We start from the raw sequence: 425 nt of genomic DNA on the forward strand, positions 1-425 counted from the left end.
CAGTAATCATTGCTGGGCATGGGTTTGCCATTATAAGTGCCGTCCCATCCTTCACTACTCGGACTTAATTGCTTGAGCAGTTTCCCATAACGATCAAAAATGTAAATCTTAGCGTTTCCTTGATTAGCTAATCCAATTATATTCCAAGAATCATTAAATCCATCTTCATTTGGAGTGAAAAATTTTGGGTAATCGATTAAAGAAACTAGTTTTGTTTCGGTAGCACAACCACCTAAATCTCTACCACTCACTTCTACTTCTCCGGCTTCTAAACCGCTAAAGATTAAACTTGATTGTCCGTCTTGAGCTACCCAAGGACCGCCATCTACCGAAAACTCAAATTCGCCGTTGCCTTGAATGTTGGTGATTTCTAGACTGTGACTTCCATCAAAGGCGGCGCTTAATACATTGACGTCAAATTCAAC

General features: G+C 40.2%; 1 protein-coding gene. It reads right to left on the minus strand.

The annotated features are described in order from the left end of the window. A partial coding sequence (locus G7034_RS10325) for a T9SS type B sorting domain-containing protein (protein WP_166400884.1) occupies positions 1-425 on the minus strand: 425 nt, incomplete at both ends.

The sequence above is a fragment of the Psychroflexus maritimus genome, assembly GCF_011089875.1.
Classification (GTDB): domain Bacteria; phylum Bacteroidota; class Bacteroidia; order Flavobacteriales; family Flavobacteriaceae; genus Psychroflexus; species Psychroflexus maritimus.